The organism is Castellaniella caeni NBRC 101664 (assembly GCF_001592225.1).
In the GTDB taxonomy this organism is placed as follows: domain Bacteria; phylum Pseudomonadota; class Gammaproteobacteria; order Burkholderiales; family Burkholderiaceae_B; genus Castellaniella; species Castellaniella caeni.
On sequence record NZ_BCWN01000020.1, the window covers coordinates 13,903 to 27,968 of the forward strand.

Below are 14,066 nucleotides of genomic sequence, written 5' to 3' on the forward strand. Positions count from 1 at the left end.
GGCCCGGGCCGGATCGCGGGATACGCCTGGGTAAAAGCCCCTGGATAAAAAGGCCTGGATAAAAAAACACCCGATGGCAGGACGATCGTCCAGCCATCGGGTGTTTTTCGTGGCGGTTCCTTGGCCGGAACGGCGCAGGCGGTCAGGCCGTGCGCCGCCCTGGTGGGCCGCCGCAAAGCGGCCCGCCGACACTGGCCTGCTTACTTGTAAACCGTCTTCGAGCCATCAGCGTGCCAGGTGAACACGTCGAACTTGAAGGACTTCAGGTCACCCTGCTTGTTCCAGGCAATGTCGCCGATAGGCGTCTTGACCGAATTGGCGTGCAGCCAGGCGGCCACCTTGGTGGGGTCGTCCTTGCCAACACCCTTGATGCCGGCGGCAATGGCGTCGACCGCCGAGTAGGCGGTGAGCTGGAAGGCACCACCGGCGTTGCGCCCCTTGTCTTTGAAGGCCTTGACGACGGCGGCGTTGGCCGGATCGGAGGTGAAGTCGGCGGGCAGCGTCACCAGCATGCCTTCGACGGACGGGCCGGCAATGGCATTGATATCGGGATTACCGACCCCTTCAGGCCCCATGAACTTGGCTTGCAGCCCTTGTTCGGCGCCCTGGCGCAGCAACAGGCCCATTTCGGGGTGGTAGCCGCCGTAGTAGACGAAGTCGGCACCCGACGACTTGAGCTTGGTGATGACGGCGGAGTAATCGCTGTCGCCGGCGTTGATGCCTTCAAACATCACGACCTTGACACCGGCCTTTTCGAGGTCGGCCTTGACGGCCGAGGCGATGCCCTGGCCATAAGACTGCTTGTCGTGCAGCACGGCGACGGCCTTGGGCTTGATTTTCTGCTCGATGAATTCCGCAGCCGCGGGACCTTGCTGGTCGTCACGCCCGATGGTGCGGAAAATCATGTCGTAGTTCTTGCCATCGGTGACGGCGGGCGAGGTGGCCGAGGGAGAGACCATGACCACGCCTTCGTTGTTGTACACGGGGGCTGCCGCGATGGTAGCACCCGAGCAGACGTGACCGACGACGTAGTGGATCTTTTCGTTGACGACGCGGTTGGCAACCACGGGGCCCTGCTTGGGTTCGCAGGCGTCATCCATGACGACGGCTTCGAGCTTCTTGCCCAGGACGCCGCCCGATGCATTGATGGTTTCAATGGCGGTATCGACGCCTTCTTTGACCATGTCGCCATATTGCGTGAGGGCCCCGGTGTAGGGGCCCGCGATGGCGATCTTGATCGTGTCGGCGCTTGCGGCGGAAGACATCATCATGCCGGCGGCCAAGCCCAATGCGGCAACCATCGGCGTCAAGCGAATATTCATACAACCTCCTATGAAAGACCCAGAAAGAATACACGAAACCCCCGTGGGAGACACAATATCTCATACGGGGGTTTTCCCGGAATAATACGGCGTATAAACGATTGCGCACGCACGATTTGCCGCAAATATGGCCTGGGCAAGCAAGCTGTGCGGCATCCCGGACGGCTTTTCATGAATGCCCGACACCGGGCGCGCGCAGCTTGGCCGCAGCTTCAGATGAGCGCGTCGGCGGCCGTGGCGACCGCCTGCTCTTCAAGCATCGTGACGCCCGGCAGATGACACTGGCGCACCGCGTGCACCAGGGCGTCGATGGCGGCCTGGCGCGGGAAGCTCTTGCGCCAGACCAGCACCACCCGACGGTCGGGCACGGGGGGGGCGAAGGGCACGAATTTCAGCAGCTTGCTTTCCGCCCCCTGCATGCCAATGGCGCTGGCGGGCATGACGGTGATGCCGATACCCGCCGCCACCATGTGGCGGATGGTTTCCAGCGAAGAGCCTTCGAAGGTGCGCTGGATGCCCTCGCTGGACGCCGAGTAGCGCGACAGCTCGGGGCAGACCTCCAGCACCTGATCCCGAAAACAGTGCCCCGCGCCCAGCAGCAGCATGGTTTCTTCTTTCAGGCGCCGCGATGGAATCTGTTTGTGCCGGGCCCACGGGTGATCGTGCGGCAGGGCCACGAAAAAGGGTTCGTCGTACAGGGCACATTGCGCCAGCCCGGTTTCAGGTAGCGGCAGCGCCACGATGGCGCAATCGATCTCGCCCTGGCGCAACAGTTCGAGCAGGCGCGTAGTGTAGTTTTCCTGCAGCAGCAGCGGCATCTGCGGCGTATGGCGGATCTGTTCGGGCACCAGATGCGGCAGCAGATAGGGGCCCACGGTGTAGATGACGCCGACGCGCAAGGGCCCTTCGAGCGGGTCGTGCCCCTGGCGGGCAATTTCGCGCAGATTGGCGCCCTCTTCGAGCACTTTTTGCGCTTGGGTGACCACGCGCAGGCCGATCGGGGTGATGCCGACCTCGGCACCGCCGCGCTCGAACAGCACGACCCCCAGCTCTTCCTCGAGCTTGCGGATGGCTACCGACAAGGTGGGCTGGCTGACGAAGCAGGCCTCCGCCGCCCGGCCAAAGTGACGCTCGCGCGCCACGGCCACGATGTATTTCAGTTCGGTCAAGGTCATGGTGGTTTCTCGTGTTTAACTGCGCAGGTACTGGCTGGCGCCCGACATCCAGCGCTGCTGATGCGCCCTGGCCTGTTCGGGAAAATCGCGCACCAGCCAGGCGGCGGCCTCGCGCGCCTGCTCGAGCAGGCTTTCGTCGTCATTGAGGTCGGCAAAGCGCAGCAGAGCCTGGCCGGACTGCCGCACCCCCAGCAGTTCGCCCGGGCCGCGCTGCGCGAGATCGCGGCGCGCGATCTCGAAGCCGTCCGTGGTCTCGTACAAGGCCCGCAGGCGTTCTCGGGCCACCATCGACAGGGGCTGTTCGTAGAGCAACACGCAGGTGGATTCGTGCGCGCCGCGCCCTACCCGGCCCCGCAGTTGGTGCAGCTGCGCCAGGCCGAAGCGCTCGGCGTGCTCGATCACCATCAGGCTGGCGTTGGGCACGTCCACCCCCACCTCGATCACCGTGGTACTGACCAGCAGCTGGATGTCTCCGGCGCGAAACGCCGCCATGGTATCGGCCTTTTCTTGCGCGGGCAGGCGCCCGTGCATGAGGCCGACGCGCAGGTCGGGCAGTTCGGCGCACAAGTGCTGCCAGGTATCGACGGCAGTCTGCAGCTGCAGGGCCTCGCTTTCCTCGACCAATGGGCAGACCCAGTAGGCCTGGCGCCCCTGGCGCACACAGGCGGCCACGTGCGCCAGGACTTCTTCGCGCCGCGCCCCTGCGAACAGGCGCGTGCGCACTGGCGTGCGTCCGGGAGGCAGCTCGTCGAGCACGGAGACGTCCATGTCGGCAAAAAAGGCCATGGCCAGGGTGCGCGGAATGGGCGTGGCGCTCATGCTGAGTTGATGCGGATGAAAGCGGGCCTGGTCACCCTTGCGGCTGAGGGCCAGGCGCTGCCCCACCCCGAAGCGGTGCTGTTCGTCGCTGATGACCAGGCCCAGCGACTGGAACTGCACCTTGTCCTGGATGAGCGCCTGGGTGCCCACGGCCAGGCGGGCCTCGCCCGAGGCGATGGCCTGCAGCGCCTGGCGGCGGGCCGCCGCGGGCAGGTTGCCGGTAAGCCAGGCGATCGGCACGCCCAGCGGCCCGAGCCATTCGGAAAATTTGCGCCACAGTTGTTCGGCGAGAATTTCGGTGGGCGCCATCACGGCCACCTGCACGCCCGCGTCGATGGCCTGTGCGGCGGCCATGGCCGCCACCAAGGTTTTGCCGCTGCCCACATCGCCCTGCAAGAGGCGGTGCATGGGGTGCGCAACGGCGAGATCCTGCTGGATTTCGACGATGGCCCGCTGCTGCGCACGCGTGGGCTTGAAAGGCAGCCCGGCCAGCAGCCGGGCCGACAGCGCCCCGGCCTTTTGCAGAGCCACGGCCTTGAGCGCCCGGCGCGCGGCGCGGGCATCGGCCAGCGCCAGCTGCTGCGCGAGCAGTTCGTCAAATTTGATGCGGCGCCACGCGGGGTGGCTGTGCTGCGCCAGCAGTTCGAGCGAGATGTCCGGGCTCGGGTGGTGCAGCAGCCGCAACGAAGCGGCAAAATCGGCCAGATCGTAGGCTTGGCAGACCGCCGACGGCAGCGTGTCGCTCAGGTCGGCCTCGTCCAGCGCCTTGCCGATGGCCTTGCGCAGGCTGGCTTGCGACAGCCCCTGGGTGCTGGGATAGACGGGCGTCAGGGTCGCGGGCAGCGGCGTGCCGGGTTCGGTAACCAGCGGATGGACGATTTCCAGGCCATGAAAGCCGCCCCGCACTTCACCCCGCACGCGCACCGGGCGGCCGGATTTCAGGCGGCTTTGCTGGCCGGGATAGACGTGCAGCCAGCGCAGCTGCAAGTGCCCGGTGCCATCGGACAGCACCGCCTGCAGCTCGCGGCGGGGCCGCAGGCGCAATTCGCTGCTGAGAATCTCGCCCTCGAAGACGGCGTGCGCCCCGGGCTGCGCCTGGCTGACGGGTGTGATCCGGGTTTCATCTTCGTAGCGCAGCGGCAGATGCACGACGAAGTCGGCCGCCGTGCGCAGCCCCAGGCGCTCGAAGAGACGCTGCGTGCCAGAGACCGCCTTGGGCGGGCGACGCGCCGCTTGCGCGCCGACTGCTGTCGAACCCATGACGACGCCCCTGCGCGGCGGCCCGATCAGAGCGACAGGACGGCTTCGACCTCGAACTGGGCCCCCTTGGGCAGGCTGGCCACGCCGATGGTGGAGCGTGCCGGGTACGGCTGGGGGATGATTTCCGCCATGATCGCGTTGGCGCTGGCGAACTTGCTGAGGTCGGTGAGAAACAGCGTGAGCTTGACGACGTTGTCGAGCGTGCCGCCCGCCGCTTCGATCACGGCCTGCATGTTGGCGAACGACTGGCGCACCTGGCCTTCGAAGTTTTCGGAGACGAGTTCGCCCGTGCCCGGTTCGAGCCCGATCTGGCCCGACAGAAAGACCAGGCGGCCCGCAGGCACGCTGATGGCCTGGGAATACGGGCCGACGGCGGCCGGGGCGGCGTCTGTGTGTACGACTTGCTTGCTCATGATGGGAATCCCTGACGTGTTTTCGTAACTATCAGAGTTTACAGATCAATAGCAAAAAATAAAAGAGACCCGTACGGAGGCCTGCGCGAAACGGCATCCGCGCGGGAGCATGGGCTATTTTTCGGCGAAGGCGCGTTCGTAGACGTAATCGCCGGGCTCGCCCACCCCTGGAGACACCACGAAGCCGCGTGCGTCGAGCATGGCGCGGATGTCGGTGAGCATGGCGGGGCTGCCACAGATCATGGCGCGATCGGTGGTCGGGTCGAGCGGCGGCAGGCCGATGTCCTGGAAGATTTGCCCGCTTTCGACCAACGTGGTGAGACGCCCTTGATGCTCGTAAGGTTCGCGGGTGACCGTGGGATAGTAGATGAGCTTGTCGCGCACGATCTCGCCCAGGAATTCATCCTGGGGCAGTTCGTGCTGGATGTAATCCGAATACGCCAGTTCGCTCACGAAGCGCACGCCGTGCGTGAGGATGACTTTCTCGAAGCGCTCGTAGACCTCGGGGTCTTTGATGATGCTGAGAAACGGGGCAAGCCCCGTGCCTGTGGCGAACAGGTACAGGTGCTTGCCCGGTTTGAGGTCGTCCACCACCAGGGTGCCCACGGGCTTGCGGCTGACCAGCACGGCGTCGCCCGGCTGCAGGTGCTGCAGGCGCGACGTGAGCGGGCCGTTGGGCACCTTGATGCTGAAGAATTCGAGGTTTTCCTCGTGGTTGGCGCTGGCGATGCTGTAGGCGCGCATCAGCGGCTTGCCCTCGACCTCGAGCCCCAGCATGACGAAGTGGCCATTATGAAACCGCAGGCCGGGATCGCGCGTGGTCTTGAAGGAAAACAGGGTGTCGTTCCAGTGGTGCACACTGAGAACATGCTCGGAGAGGAAAGCGGCCATGTGTCGGAAAAGTAGACGGACGATGAATGCTGTAATGGTACGGCGCAACCGACGCTGCCCGAAACGGGTGGCGCCGGAAAAAAGGGCTTTGCTTGATTTGACTCAAGGTCGGGCCACGGTCGTCCGGGGGTTGGAATCGGCTAAGTGGCTGATTATACAGGCCCGCCGAGACAAACACCCAGAATCGCTTCTGGCCCAGGGGGTATTGCGCGGGCCTCAGGGGTCTTGTGCGGACGGTGCGCCCAACCCCGCTGCATCCGGCTCTCCCGCGTCCAGGCCCAGCTCCTGGCACTTGCGGGTCAGGGTATTGCGTCCCAGACCCAGGCTGGCGGCGGCACGCCCCCTTTGCCCTTGCGTGTGGGCCAGCGCGGCGCGGATGACCGTGTACTCGAAGTCGCGGCGCAAGGCGTCCATGGGCGCGGCCTCGCCGCGCCGCAGGCGGCCCTGGACGTCGCGCGCCAGCAGCGGGCGCCAGTCGTCGGCCGCATCCGGCGGCTGTGCGGCCCCTTTCGCCAGTTCTCCCGCCCCCGCCAGCACCTCGGGCGGCAGATCCGCCAGCTGCACTTGCGTGCCCGCCGTCATCACGGTCAGCCACTGGCAGATGTTTTCCAGCTGGCGGATGTTGCCGGGGTAGTCGAACCGTTGCAGCGCCGCCTGCGCCGCGGCGCTGAGCGTGCGGGCCGACACGCCCAGTTCAGCGGCGCTGCGCTGCAGAAAGTACAGGCACAGCGCCGCGATGTCCTCGCGTCGCTCGCGCAGCGCCGGCAGACGCAGGCGGATGACATTGAGGCGGTGGAAGAGATCGGCGCGAAACTGCCCGGCCGCAACGCGCTGCTCCAGCGGCTGGTGGGTGGCCGCCACGACGCGCACGTCCACCTGGATGGGATGGCTGCCGCCCACGCGATAAAAGGTGTTTTCAGCCAGCACGCGCAGCAGGCGGGTCTGCAACTCGATGGGCATGTCGCCGATCTCGTCGAGAAACAAGGTGCCGCCCCGGGCCTCTTCAAAGCGCCCCTGGCGCATCTGCGTGGCGCCCGTGAAGGCGCCCCGCTCGTGGCCGAACAGTTCGGCCTCGAGCAGGTCGCGCGGAATGGCCGCCGCGTTCACGGCGACGAACGGCCCCCGGGCACGCTGGCTGTGCTGGTGCAAAGCGCGCGCCACCAGTTCTTTGCCCGTGCCCGACTCGCCGGTGATCAGCACGGTGATGCTGGAGCGCGCCAACCGACCGATGGCCCGAAAGACCTCCTGCATGGCGGGCGAAGCGGACGGGATCAGGGTGCCGACGCGCGGCTGCCCCGCCGCCGCGGCCTGCCCCGCGTCCGCCGTCGTCTGCGCGGCGCGTTCGATGAGGCTGACCGCCGCCTGGATGTCGAAGGGCTTGGCCAAGTAGTCGAAAGCGCCCTGGCTCAGGGCGGCGACGGTCGTATCGAGGTCGGTGTACGCCGTCATCAGGATGATGGGCAGCCGGGGGTGGCGCGCACGTGCCTCGGCCAGTACCGTCAGGCCGTCGGCCCCCGGCATGCGCACGTCGGACACCAGAACGGCGGGCTGCGCATCGGCTTCGGTCGCGTTCAGCGCGCGCAACAGGGCGGCACCGTCGTCGAAGCTGCGCACCTGCCAGCCCGCCTTGCCCAGGGCCCGCTCGAGCACCCAGCGCATGGCGGGCTCGTCATCCACGATCCAGACGGATTTCATGATGTGCTCAGCGGCAAGAGCAGGCGGAACTCGGTGTGCCCCGGCCGTGAATCGAATTCCAGCACGCCCCCGTGGGCCTGCAGGCATTCTTGCGCCAGGTTGAGCCCCAGCCCGGTGCCCCGCGCTCGGCCCGTCACGAGCGGGTGGAACAATTTGTCGTGCAGCTCGGGCGGCACTCCGGGGCCGTTGTCGAGGACGGCGATCATGAGCCCCGTGCGGTGCCGCGCCTGCAGCAAGGGCGGCTGGTGCACGATACGGGTGCGAATCGACAGGGTCGGCGCCGGGATGTCGGGGTGTTCCGCCAGTGCCTGGGCGCCGTTGCGCACGACGTTCAGCAAGGCCTGCAGCAGGCGGTCGCGGTCGGCGAGAATGTCCGGCACCGAAGCGTCGTAGTCGCGCTCGAAGCGGATGTGCTCGCCGAATTCGAGCTGCACCAGGGCGCGCACGCGCTCGCAGATTTCGTGCACGTTGAAGCGCTGCCGCTCAGCGGCCTGGTGCTGGGGCGACCCCAGCCGGGTGACGAGATCGGCCAGGCGGTCGGCCTCGTCAATAATGACCTGGGTGTATTCGTGCAGATCCGCCCGGGGCAGTTCCATGTCCAGCAGCTGGGCGGCGGCCCGCAGGCCCGCCAGCGGGTTGCGCACCTCGTGCGCCAGGTTGCGCAGCACTTCTCTTTGCGCGGCCTGGCCGCTGCGCGCCTGCCGCAGGTCGGCCAGATGGGGTGCCTGATGCACGGGAATCTCGATCAGACTGCCGCCCGGGGGATCGGCCAACGGCGTTTTCAGCACGCTGCTGTGCGCGGGCAGATACGGCGCCGCAGCCCGCCCAGCCAGCTGACGGCGCGATCTGCCCAGCAGCTCTTCCGCCGCCCCGTTGGCATAGGTGATCCGGCCGGACGCGTCCAGCAGCAGGACTGCCGTTTGCAGCAGCTCGAAGCTGGACGTGTCCACGCCGCGCCCCCTTACAGGGCGTAGTACATATCGAATTCGACGGGATGCGGCGTGACGCGCAGGCGGTCGAGTTCGTTGGCCTTCAAGTCCAGGTAGGCATCCAGCAAGTCGTTGCTGAAGACCCCGCCACGGGTAAGGAACTCGCGGTCGCGATCCAGCGCTTCGAGCGCCTGGTCGAGCGAGGAGCAGACCGTCGGGATCTTGGCGTCTTCTTCGGGCGGCAGATCGTACAGGTTCTTGTCGGCCGGATCGCCCGGATGAATCTTGTTCTGCACCCCGTCGAGGCCCGCCATCATCAGGGCGGAAAACGCCAGGTAGGGGTTGGCCAGGGGATCGGGGAAGCGCGATTCCACACGCCGGGCCTTGGGGTTGCTGACGTAGGGGATGCGGATCGAGGCCGAGCGGTTGCGCGCCGAATAAGCCAGCTTCACAGGGGCTTCGTAATGCGGCACAAGGCGCTTGTACGAATTGGTGCCTGGGTTGGTGATCGCGTTCAGGGCGCGGGCGTGATGAATGATGCCGCCGATGTAATACAGGGCGAATTCGGACAGGCCGCCGTAGCCGTTGCCGGCGAACAGGTTCTGGCCGTCCTTCCAGATGGACTGGTGCACGTGCATGCCCGAGCCATTGTCGCCCACGACGGGCTTGGGCATGAAGGTGGCCGTCTTGCCGTAGACGTGCGCCACGTTGCGGATGACGTACTTCATGATCTGCGTCCAGTCGGCGCGCTGCACCAGGGTGGAGAAGCGCGTGCCGATTTCGAGCTGGCCACAGTTGCCCACCTCGTGGTGGTGGACTTCAACCGGCACGCCCATTTGCTCCATGAGCAGGCACATTTCGGAGCGCATGTCGGCGAAGGAATCGATCGGGGGGACGGGCACGTAGCCGCCCTTGATCGCGGGCCGGTAGCCCAGGTTGGTGCCGTTGGCGTCATCCGCGTTCGACCAGGCACCCTCGTTGGAGTGAATCTTGACGAAGGAGCCCGACATGTCGGCTTTCCAGCTGACGCCGTCGAAGACGAAGAATTCGGGCTCCGGGCCAAAGTAGGCGGTGTCGCCCAGGCCGCTGGATTTCAGGTAGGCCTCGGCGCGGCGCGCGAGCGAGCGCGGGTCGCGATCGTAGCCTTTGAGATCGGACGGTTCAACCACGTCGCAGGTGAGGATGAGCGTTGTTTCTTCACGAAACGGATCGAGGCGGGCCGTGGCCGCATCCGGCACGAGGGTCATATCCGAGGCCTCGATGCCCTTCCAGCCCGGCAGCGACGAACCGTCAAAGGCCACCCCGGTTTCCATGCGGTCTTCGTCCACCTGGCTGGAGGGCACGGTGAGATGGTGTTCCCGGCCCAGGGTATCGGTAAAACGGAAATCCACGAACGCGACTTCGCGCTCGGCAATCATCTGAACGACGTTTTCAGGGGTGGACATAGTGGCTCCTGCGCCAGAATTGAATAAAAAGACACGTCTGTGGCGACTGTGATCGGTGGGGAGCGTTCAGCGCCCCCGATAAAGCTTAAGCAATTAGCATGCCAAAAATTTCCGAGCCGTTTGGCAAACACGCCATCACGTGCGTGAAATGACGCCCGGACGCTGCGCTTGCCAGCCGCCACGGCCGTGGGTCGAACCCGCACCACGACGATGCACTGCCCTGCTCTTGCACCAAACAAGTGCAAGGATACCCAGCAATGCACCATTTTATGGCATGCGCGGCATGACTGTGCGGGCAGACTGTTCTCTGGGCCACGAGCCCGCACAGCACGCTCAGGCCAGAAATTCCATCTGCAAGTCGTTAAGAAAGCGCCAGCCCTGTTCGGTCGCTTTGATGCGCTCCAGCCCCGGTTCGAGCAGGCCGCGTTCGACCGCGTGCTGCATGGCGGGCAGGATGGACATGAGCGACAGGCCCGTGCGTTCGATGAACAGCCCCCCCTCGACCCCTTGCCGCAGACGCAGGGCGTTGAGCATGAACTCGAAGCTGAGATCGGCATGCGACAGCTCGCGCTGTTCGACGATGTGCTTGCCCGCCTGCTCGGTGGCCAGGCGCATCCAGGCATCGGGCATGCGCGCCCGCGCCTGGCGAATGATGCGGTTCTGGAATGAAATCTTGGAGTGCGCCCCCGGACCGATGCCCAGGTAGTCGCCAAACTGCCAATAGTTGAGGTTGTGCAGGCACCGCTGCCCTGGTCGGGCGTAGGCCGAGACCTCGTAGCGCTCGAAGCCTGCCGCCACGGCCAGCTCGGCCACGCGATCTTGCATGGTGGCGCTCAGTTCGTCGCCGGGCACGGGCGGCGGAAACTTGGCGAATACGGTGTTTGGCTCCAGTGTGAGGTGGTAGAGCGACAGGTGCCCCGTGCCAAAGGCGATGGCCTCGCGCACGTCCTGCTCGCATTGCGCCAGCGTCTGCTCAGGCAAGGCGAACATCAGATCCAGATTGACACGATCCACGGCGCGCTGTGCCATGCCGATGGCGGCACGCGCCTGGGCGGCGTCGTGGATGCGGCCCAGGCGGCGCAGTTTGTCATCGTTGAAGCTCTGGATGCCCAGTGAAATGCGGTTGACGCCCGCCTGTGCATACCCCTGAAAGCGCTCTGCCTCGGCGGTGCCCGGGTTGGCCTCCAGGGTGATTTCGACGTCCGGCGGCAGGTTGAGCGTGGCACGCAACATGCCGATGATCTGGTCGATGGCGTCCGCCGACAGCAGGCTGGGCGTGCCTCCGCCGAAAAAGACGGTGGACACGGGACGCCCCCAGACGTCGGGCACCGCCTGTTCGAGGTCGGCCTGCAGGGCTTGCAGATAAGCCTGCTCGGGGATTTCGCCCTGGCGTTCGTGCGAGTTGAAGTCGCAATATGGGCATTTGTGCACGCACCAGGGCACGTGAATGTAGACCGACAGCGGCGGCAGCGCCGCCAGGCCGGGGCGCCCGCGCACGCCGGGCCGCCCATCGCCCTCGGTTTCGGGCTGGGGCACGCGTACCAGTTTTTTCATGATGCCAGTGTCGCAGGGTTGGGTTGGTATTCGGTGCGCAGGGCCTGCAGCAGGGCGCGCAGCGCGCGCGCCCGGTGGCTGAGCATGTTTTTCTGTTCGAGCGGCAGCTCGGCGGCGGTCATACCCAGGTCGGGCAGGTAAAAATAAGGGTCGTAACCAAAGCCGTTGTCGCCGCGGGGCTCGGCCAGCACCTCGCCGTCCCAGCTGCCTTCGACGACGATGGGGCGCGGGTCGTCCGCGCTGCGGATGTACACCAGCACGGCCACGTAGCAGCCGCGCCGGTCGGCCTGGCCGGCCATGTCGGCCACCAGGCGCGCATTATTGGCCGCGTCCGAACGCGTGCCGTCCGCCAGCTGGGCGTAGCGGGCCGAATGCACGCCCGGCGCGCCGCCCAGCGCCCGCACGCACAGGCCGGAATCGTCCGCCAGCGCGGGCAGGCCGGTGGCGCGGCTGGCATGGCGCGCCTTGGCCAGGGCGTTTTCGACAAAGGTGCCAAATGGCTCTTCGGCCTCGGTCACCCCCAGCCGGCCCTGTGGCACCATCTCGATGCCCGCCGCCGACAGGCTGGCCGAGAACTCTTTGAGCTTGCCCGGATTGTTGGAGGCCAGAACGATGCGGTTTTTCATGCGGCCTCCAGGGCGCGGGCCTGCGCCTGAATCAGTTGCTCGATGCCGCCGCTGGCGAGGTCGAGCAGGGCGTCGAGTTCTTGGCGCCGGAAACTGCCGCCCTCGCCCGTGCCCTGCACCTCGACAAAATGGCCTTCTCGGGTCATGACGACGTTCATGTCGGTATCGCAGTGGGAGTCTTCGGCATAATCGAGGTCGAGCACCGCCGAGCCGCCCAGCAGGCCGACCGAGACCGCAGCCACCTGGCCTTTCAGGGGATCACCCGGCAAAACGCCTTGCGTCTTCAGCGCGCGCACCGCCAGGGCGGCGGCCACCCAGGCGCCGGTGATGCTGGCGCAGCGCGTGCCACCATCGGCCTGCAGCACGTCGCAATCCAGCTGCAACGTGCGCTCGCCCAGGGCCTGCAGGTCGAACACCGCGCGCAGGCTGCGGCCAATGAGGCGCTGGATTTCCTGGGTGCGGCCGCTTTGCTTGCCACGCGCCGCCTCGCGCTCGCCGCGCGTATGGGTGGCGCGCGGCAGCATGCCGTATTCAGCCGTGAGCCAGCCCTGCCCTTTGCCCTTCAGGAAAGGCGGCACTTTATCGAGCACGCTGGCGGTGCACAGCACGCGGGTGTCGCCCATGCAGGCCAGCACCGAACCCTCGGCGTGCCGGGTGTAGCCCGTGAGCAATTGCACGGGCCGCAAGTCGCGGGCGGCGCGCCCAGAAGGGCGGACGAATGAAGCGGGGGAAGACGTGGAACTCATGATGGTGATCTCTGGGGGCAGACTACAATAAGCCCTTATTGTAGAGAATCACGAGAGCCGACCGATGATCCGCAGCATGACCGCCTATGGGGCAAGCCGTCTAGAAACTGAACAGGGCACCCTGGCGGTGGAAGTCCGCAGCGTCAACAACCGCTTTCTCGATCTCAATCTGCGTATCCCCGACGATCTGCGCTTTGCCGAAGGGGCCGTGCGCGACATCGTCGCGCGCCACGCCCTGCGCGGCAAGGTCGAAGTACGGCTCAACTACAGCGTGCCCGAACGCGAAACGCTGCGCCCCATCGACGCGCAGGCCGTGCAGGCCCTGGCCGAACAGTTGGCCTGGGCGCGGCGCTACATCCCCGACCTTCCCGCTCCCGGCCTGGCCGAGCTGCCCCGCGAAGGCGGTGCGCGCACGGGCCTGGAACCCGACGTCTGGCTGCCGCTGTGCGAACAGGCCTGTACGCAGGCCATGGCGGAATTCCGCACCGCCCGCGAACGCGAAGGCGCACGTCTGGCACAGGCCATGCTGGGCATGGCCGACGAAATCGACACCATCGTGCGCACCGTCGAAACCAGCCTGCCCGGCCTGGTGCAACAGCACCAGGAACGCATCGCACAGCGCCTGCGCGAGGCGCTGCTGGCTGCCAGCCCCGAAGGCTTTGCCGCCATCAGCGGTGCCGAACTCACCGCCCGCATTGCGCAAGAGGCCGGGCTGTTCGGCCTGCGCGTGGACGTCGCCGAAGAACTCACGCGCCTGCAGTCGCACCAGCAAGAACTGCGCGAAATCCTCGGCGGCATGCACAAATCCGCCACGCGCGGCAGCGGCAAACGGCTCGACTTCCTCTTCCAGGAAATGAACCGCGAAGCCAACACCCTGGGCTCCAAGGCCGCCGCGCTGTCGGTCACCCAGGCCGCCATCGACCTCAAACTGCTCATCGAGCAGATGCGCGAGCAGGCGCAGAATATCGAGTAATGCGCGGCGCAAGGAGATGACGGCAGGCAGCGATGGCCCCCGTCACGTGCGGAACATCGGACGCAACGTCTGATATCTGGTGTAAATCCCTGTTTCCTTGCAAATTTGATCTGTATTAATGCTCTGCCAGCCTTGCTCTGCTAGTTCGGGCGGTTCGGGTCGTGTCGTGTCCGTCGAGTCCTGCCTGGGCCACAGCCAGGCAATATGGCCTTTTCACG

Annotated in this window: 12 protein-coding genes; 1 reads left to right on the forward strand and 11 read right to left on the reverse strand. The window is 66.2% G+C overall.

Annotation, left to right across the window (positions count from 1 at the left end):
* Positions 1-200 precede the first annotated feature (200 nt).
* The 11 genes from CCA01S_RS11955 to rph all read right to left on the reverse strand — a co-directional run bounded on the left by CCA01S_RS11955 (position 201) and on the right by rph (position 12,875).
* Positions 201-1,322 (reverse strand): branched-chain amino acid ABC transporter substrate-binding protein, encoded by a 1,122-nt coding sequence (locus CCA01S_RS11955; RefSeq protein ID WP_066458817.1) that lies wholly within the window; start codon positions 1,320-1,322, stop codon positions 201-203.
* Between the two features lie 212 nt (positions 1,323-1,534).
* Positions 1,535-2,497: a LysR substrate-binding domain-containing protein gene (locus tag CCA01S_RS11960; RefSeq protein WP_066458819.1), complete on the reverse strand. Its 963-nt coding sequence runs from the start codon at positions 2,495-2,497 to the stop codon at positions 1,535-1,537.
* A gap of 15 nt (positions 2,498-2,512) precedes the next feature.
* A complete protein-coding gene (gene recG, locus CCA01S_RS11965) occupies positions 2,513-4,576 on the reverse strand; it encodes an ATP-dependent DNA helicase RecG (RefSeq protein WP_066458821.1) in 2,064 nt (687 codons plus the stop codon).
* A 26-nt stretch (positions 4,577-4,602) separates the two neighbouring features.
* A complete protein-coding gene (locus CCA01S_RS11970; protein ID WP_066458823.1) occupies positions 4,603-4,989 on the reverse strand; it encodes a Rid family detoxifying hydrolase in 387 nt (128 codons plus the stop codon).
* Between the two features lie 114 nt (positions 4,990-5,103).
* The gene (locus CCA01S_RS11975) at positions 5,104-5,880 is read right to left on the reverse strand and encodes a ferredoxin--NADP reductase (RefSeq protein ID WP_066458825.1); all 777 of its coding nucleotides are present in this window, start codon (positions 5,878-5,880) and stop codon (positions 5,104-5,106) included.
* Between the two features lie 216 nt (positions 5,881-6,096).
* Positions 6,097-7,575 carry a nitrogen regulation protein NR(I) gene (gene ntrC, locus CCA01S_RS11980; protein ID WP_066458827.1) on the reverse strand — a complete coding sequence of 493 codons (1,479 nt, stop codon included), beginning with the start codon at positions 7,573-7,575 and terminating at the stop codon, positions 6,097-6,099.
* Positions 7,572-8,525, reverse strand: coding sequence for a nitrogen regulation protein NR(II) (gene glnL / locus CCA01S_RS11985; RefSeq protein WP_066458829.1), 954 nt, complete (start codon positions 8,523-8,525; stop codon positions 7,572-7,574). The genes ntrC and glnL overlap by 4 nt, the downstream gene beginning before the upstream one ends.
* A gap of 11 nt (positions 8,526-8,536) precedes the next feature.
* Entirely contained in the window at positions 8,537-9,949 is a 1,413-nt protein-coding gene (gene glnA / locus CCA01S_RS11990) for a type I glutamate--ammonia ligase (protein WP_066458831.1), read from the reverse strand.
* Between the two features lie 333 nt (positions 9,950-10,282).
* Positions 10,283-11,503 (reverse strand): radical SAM family heme chaperone HemW, encoded by a 1,221-nt coding sequence (gene hemW / locus CCA01S_RS11995; RefSeq protein ID WP_084386729.1) that lies wholly within the window; start codon positions 11,501-11,503, stop codon positions 10,283-10,285.
* Positions 11,500-12,129: an RdgB/HAM1 family non-canonical purine NTP pyrophosphatase gene (gene rdgB / locus CCA01S_RS12000; RefSeq protein ID WP_066458832.1), complete on the reverse strand. Its 630-nt coding sequence runs from the start codon at positions 12,127-12,129 to the stop codon at positions 11,500-11,502. The genes hemW and rdgB overlap by 4 nt, the downstream gene beginning before the upstream one ends.
* Positions 12,126-12,875 carry a ribonuclease PH gene (gene rph / locus CCA01S_RS12005; RefSeq protein ID WP_066458837.1) on the reverse strand — a complete coding sequence of 250 codons (750 nt, stop codon included), beginning with the start codon at positions 12,873-12,875 and terminating at the stop codon, positions 12,126-12,128. The genes rdgB and rph overlap by 4 nt, the downstream gene beginning before the upstream one ends.
* A 64-nt stretch (positions 12,876-12,939) precedes the next feature.
* Here rph and CCA01S_RS12010 point away from each other — a divergent pair, with 64 nt between their 5' ends.
* Complete coding sequence (locus CCA01S_RS12010; protein WP_066458839.1) at positions 12,940-13,848, forward strand: YicC/YloC family endoribonuclease; 909 nt, start codon at positions 12,940-12,942, stop codon at positions 13,846-13,848.
* Positions 13,849-14,066 lie beyond the last annotated feature (218 nt).